General features: G+C 61.3%; 5 protein-coding genes and 1 tRNA gene. 4 read left to right on the forward strand and 2 right to left on the reverse strand.

What is annotated here, in order from left to right; genetic code table 11:
- From pepN to EPO09_RS10920, 4 genes are all read left to right on the forward strand, one after another.
- On the forward strand, positions 1-2,183 hold a 2,183-nt coding region (gene pepN, locus EPO09_RS10905), incomplete at its 5' end, for an aminopeptidase N (protein ID WP_290642993.1).
- Between the two features lie 45 nt (positions 2,184-2,228).
- Positions 2,229-3,233, forward strand: coding sequence for a class 1 fructose-bisphosphatase (locus EPO09_RS10910; protein WP_290642995.1), 1,005 nt, complete (start codon positions 2,229-2,231; stop codon positions 3,231-3,233).
- Between the two features lie 29 nt (positions 3,234-3,262).
- A tRNA-Thr gene (locus tag EPO09_RS10915) sits at positions 3,263-3,338 on the forward strand.
- A 71-nt stretch (positions 3,339-3,409) separates the two neighbouring features.
- Positions 3,410-3,760 carry a 50S ribosome-binding protein YggL gene (locus EPO09_RS10920; protein ID WP_290642997.1) on the forward strand — a complete coding sequence of 117 codons (351 nt, stop codon included), beginning with the start codon at positions 3,410-3,412 and terminating at the stop codon, positions 3,758-3,760.
- 21 nt (positions 3,761-3,781) lie between these two features.
- Here the strand turns inward: EPO09_RS10920 and EPO09_RS10925 are convergent, their stop codons facing one another.
- Positions 3,782-4,123, reverse strand: a complete 342-nt coding sequence (locus tag EPO09_RS10925) for a single-stranded DNA-binding protein (RefSeq protein ID WP_290642999.1) — start codon at positions 4,121-4,123, stop codon at positions 3,782-3,784.
- 65 nt (positions 4,124-4,188) lie between these two features.
- A complete protein-coding gene (locus tag EPO09_RS10930) occupies positions 4,189-4,533 on the reverse strand; it encodes a hypothetical protein (protein ID WP_290643001.1) in 345 nt (114 codons plus the stop codon).
- Positions 4,534-4,696 lie beyond the last annotated feature (163 nt).

Raw genomic sequence — 4,696 nt, forward strand, 5'->3', positions numbered from 1 at the left:
GCTCTTCCGATCTGATTGACGCTGCTCGCCACTACGCCGTCTGGGAAGACCCTCATCCCAAGCCTTGCTATCTGTTCGCCCTGGTGGCGGCTGATCTGGTGCGCCGCGAGCAACGCATCCGCACCCGCTCGGGCAAGGATCACCTGCTGCAGATCTTCGTGCGCGCCGGTGATCTGGACAAGACCGAACATGCGATGAACTCGCTGATCGCGTCCATCGCCTGGGATGAAGCCCGCTTCAACCTGAGCCTGGATCTGGAGCGCTTCATGATCGTCGCCGTGAGCGACTTCAACATGGGCGCGATGGAAAACAAGGGCCTGAACATCTTCAACACGAAGTTCGTTCTGGCCAACCCTGCCACTGCCACCGATGTGGACTTCGGCAATGTGGAAAGCGTGGTCGCCCACGAGTACTTCCACAACTGGACGGGCAACCGCGTCACCTGCCGCGACTGGTTCCAGCTGTCGCTGAAAGAAGGCCTCACCGTCTTCCGCGACCAGCAGTTCAGCCAGGACATGGCTGGCAGCAAGAGCGCCCGGGCTGTGAAGCGCATTGAAGACGTGCGCACGCTGCGCCAACTGCAGTTCCCTGAGGATGCGGGCCCCATGGCCCATCCGGTGCGCCCTGACAGCTACCTCGCCATCGACAACTTCTACACGGCCACCGTGTACGAAAAGGGCGCCGAAGTTGTGCGCATGATGCACACGCTGGTCGGCCACGTAGGTTTTGCCAAGGGCATGGCGCTGTACTTCAGCCGCCATGACGGCCAGGCAGTGACTTGCGACGACTTCGCGCAAGCCATTGCCGATGCCAACCCAGAGAGCGAACTGGCCAAGCGACTGGGCCAGTTCAAGCACTGGTACAGCCAGGCTGGCACGCCTCGTGTTCAAGCCCATGGCGTGTATGACGCGGAAAACCACATCTACACCCTGACCCTGACGCAGACCAGCGCGGCCACACCAGGCCAGCCGGTCAAGCAGCCTTCCGTGATCCCCGTGGCCATGGGCCTGGTGGGCGTGGACGGCCGCAACATCAACCTGCATCTGGAAGGCCAGCTCGATACGGTTGGTCATGACACGGTGCTGGTGCTGTCTGAAGCGTCGCAGACCTTCACGTTTGTGCATGTGCCGGTCGAGCCTGTGCCTTCGCTGCTGCGCGGTTTCTCGGCCCCTGTGGTGCTGGAGACCGAGCTCAGCGATGATGCATTGTTCACCCTGCTGAGCCACGATCTGGATCCGTTCAATCGTTGGGAAGCCGCTCAGAAGCTGGCCCTGCGCCGCATCCTGCACGCCGTGCATGGCAATGGCCACATGGAGCTGGATCACCGCTTCATCGAGGCGATGCGCAACGTCTTGCGCAACTCTGAGCTCGATGCGGCCTTCAAGGAGCTGGTGCTGACCTTGCCGAGCGAGGCTTATGTGGCCGAGCAACTCGACGTGGTCGATCCGCAGCGCATCCACACCGCACGCGAGACCATGAAGGCGCAACTGGCGCATGCCCTGCATGAAGACTGGGCCTGGGCTTTCGAACACCACCAGGACAACAGCGGTTACTCACCTGATCCGATCAGCGCGGGCCGCCGAGCCCTGTGCAATCTGGCGCTGAGCATGTTGACGCTCGATGGTGCCGTGCGCCACAACCCGATCTGGACGGGCCGGGCCTATCAGCGCTTCAAGGACGCGACCAACATGACCGACCGCCTGTGCGCCTTGCAGGCCCTGGTGCACAGCCATGCCGAACTGGCCGCGCCCGCGCTGGAACGCTTCCACGAGCAGTTCCGCAACGAAGCCCTGGTCATCGACAAGTGGTTCACGCTGCAGGTCACCGCACCGGAGAAGGATGGCAAAGTCTTTGCCCGTGCCAAGACTCTGTTGCAGCATCCCGACTTCACGCTGCGCACGCCTAACCGCGCTCGCAGCCTGTTGATGGCGCTGTGCCAATCGAACCCGGCAGCTTTTCATCGTCCCGATGCTGCAGGCTACGTGTTCTGGGCCGATCGCGTCATCGAAATCGACGGCATCAACCCGCAATTGGCTGCTCGCCTGGCGCGTTCGATGGACCACTGGCGCCGTCTGGCCGAACCCTATCGCTCGGCAGCGCGCGAAGCCATCAGCCGTGTGGCGGCACGCCCCGAGCTGTCCGATGACGTGCGCGAGATCATCACGCGCGCGCTGCAGGACTGATCGCGCATCCACATTCTTTCAATTCAAATTCACAGAGACCACAACATGTCCAAACGCATCAGTCTCACGCAGTATCTGATCGAGCAGCAGCGTGGCGAGGCCCAGATCCCCGCTCAATTGCGCTTGCTCATCGAAGTCGTGGCCCGCGCCTGCAAGAGCATCGCCATCAGCGTCAACAAGGGCGCCCTGGGTGAAGTGCTGGGCACCGCCGGCAGCGAAAACGTGCAAGGCGAAGTCCAGAAAAAGCTCGACATCATCGCCAACGAGGTGCTGATCGAGGCCAACGAATGGGGCGGCCACCTGGCCGGCATGGCATCCGAGGAAATGGATGACATGCACGCGGTGCCCAACCGCTATCCACAAGGCGAATACCTGCTGCTGTTTGATCCCCTCGATGGTTCTTCCAACATCGACGTGAACGTCAGCATCGGCACCATCTTCTCGGTGCTCAAGCACAAGGGTGGCGACGTCACCAACGACAGCTTCCTGCAGCCTGGTACCGATCAGGTGTGCGCCGGCTACTGCGTGTACGGCCCACAAACGACCCTGGTGCTGACCGTGGGCAAGGGCGTGGTCATGTTCACGCTGGACCGCGAGCAAGGCTCGTGGGTGCTGACCGAATCTGACGTGAAGATCCCGGAAGACACCAAGGAATTCGCCATCAACATGTCGAACATGCGCCACTGGGCCGATCCCGTGAAGCGCTACATCGACGAGTGCCTGGCCGGCAAGGAAGGCGCTCGCGGCAAGGACTTCAACATGCGCTGGGTGGCCTCGATGGTCGCCGACGTGCACCGCATCCTGACCCGTGGCGGCATCTTCATGTACCCCTGGGACAAGCGCGAGCCCACCAAGCCCGGCAAGCTGCGCCTGATGTACGAAGCCAACCCCATGAGCTTCCTGGTGGAGCAAGCTGGCGGCGCATCGACCAACGGCCTGCAGCGCATCATGGAACTGCAACCCGGTGGTCTGCACGAGCGTGTGAGCGTGGTGTTGGGTTCGAAGAACGAAGTGGACCGCGTGACCGCCTACCACCGCGAAGCACAGTAATTTGACGTGCTAGAATTTTGGTCTTGGACGCCGGTGTAGCTCAGTCGGTAGAGCAGCTCATTCGTAATGAGAAGGTCGAGGGTTCGATTCCTTTCTCCGGCACCATCTAGATCAAGCACATAGCCTCGCATGACCTGCGGGGCTTTGTTGTTTTTGCACCTTTTGATCGGACCATCATGGCCAAACAACGTAGCCGCCGCCTGCGCAAGAAACTTCACGTGGGCGAATTCCAGGAATTCGGGCTGGCCTTCAAGGTTCAGCGCAAGGCTGGCGCCCTGGACATCAGCTTCGTGGACGCCCTGCTGACGGACGTCATCGATCCGCGCGGCCTGGAGTTCGGCGGCTGGGCTTCGGGCGGCTTCGTGTCCCGACTGGGCCATGGCAGCCTGACGGAGGAAGATCGTCAGGTGCTGATCGACTGGTTGGGCAAGCGCGCGGATGTGGAGGCCGTGCTGATGAGCGGCCTGGTTGACGCGTGGTACACCACCTTTGTCAGCGACGACCAACTCACCAAAGTGGTGGGCTGAAGCCTCCTGCAGGCTTGAGGCTTATGAAGGCTGGGCGTCTTCTCCGGCCGCCTCGCGTTTTCTGTTGACGTTGTAGGCGGTCAGGATCTGATGTGCGATCAGATCCAGGGCAGGCCTGGCTTGCCCCTCTTTGTCTGTCCAGACCTTGGGCGTCAAGGAGCCTGACAGGACCACGCTGTCGCCCTCATCCAGCGCTAACAGGGCATCGCCTACCGCGTCGCTGAAGGTGATGACATTGACGATCAGGTTGTCGCCTTCTGCCGTTGCGGCGAGAACCTTCGCAATCACGTAGGGTTTGCCGTTCTTCCCGATTTTCTCGGTGGGCTGGCCGTGCAGCTTGCCTGCAATCAAGGCGTCAATCATCAGTGGGGTCCTGTTCTATCGGGTCCTGCGTTATACCCCTTGAAACGGCAGGCCCCGGAACTGGCTCAGTGATTGCCTTGCGAGGTGCTGCCAGCGTCGTGGCCTTCCATGGCCCGCATGAAGGCGCTCTGGAATGCCTTGAGCAGTTCCTGCAGTTCGCCGTCCGACAACAAGGGCACGCCGTGCGCAATCAGCTCGGTTTTCAGCGTGTCGATATCCCGGCAGCGCACGGATTCGCCATCGTGTTCCAGCCGAAAACCCACCAACCCGTCGTCGGTCGTGCTGGGGTAGATCTCGATGCCCTTGAGTGAGGCCATCTCGCGCAACTGCTTGAAGGTGCAGCGCTTGTCCTCCGGGACGGACAGCAGCAGCGAAACAGGCAACTCGTTGTCTTCGTCCTCGTCGTACATGGCAGGCTCCCGCGCTTGACTTGTGCAGTTGGCAAGTCTGCGCGCAGGCTTCAGTGCGGTCAATAAAGACCTCGATAGGACGATCCCCAGTGCCTCAGCGCGTTGACTTATCCCCGCAAGCTGTGGATAACCTTGTTGGCAAGCGCTGGGTAAGGGTCTTTCC

Source organism: Aquabacterium sp. (genome assembly GCF_004297345.1).
Lineage (GTDB): Bacteria > Pseudomonadota > Gammaproteobacteria > Burkholderiales > Burkholderiaceae_C > Aquabacterium.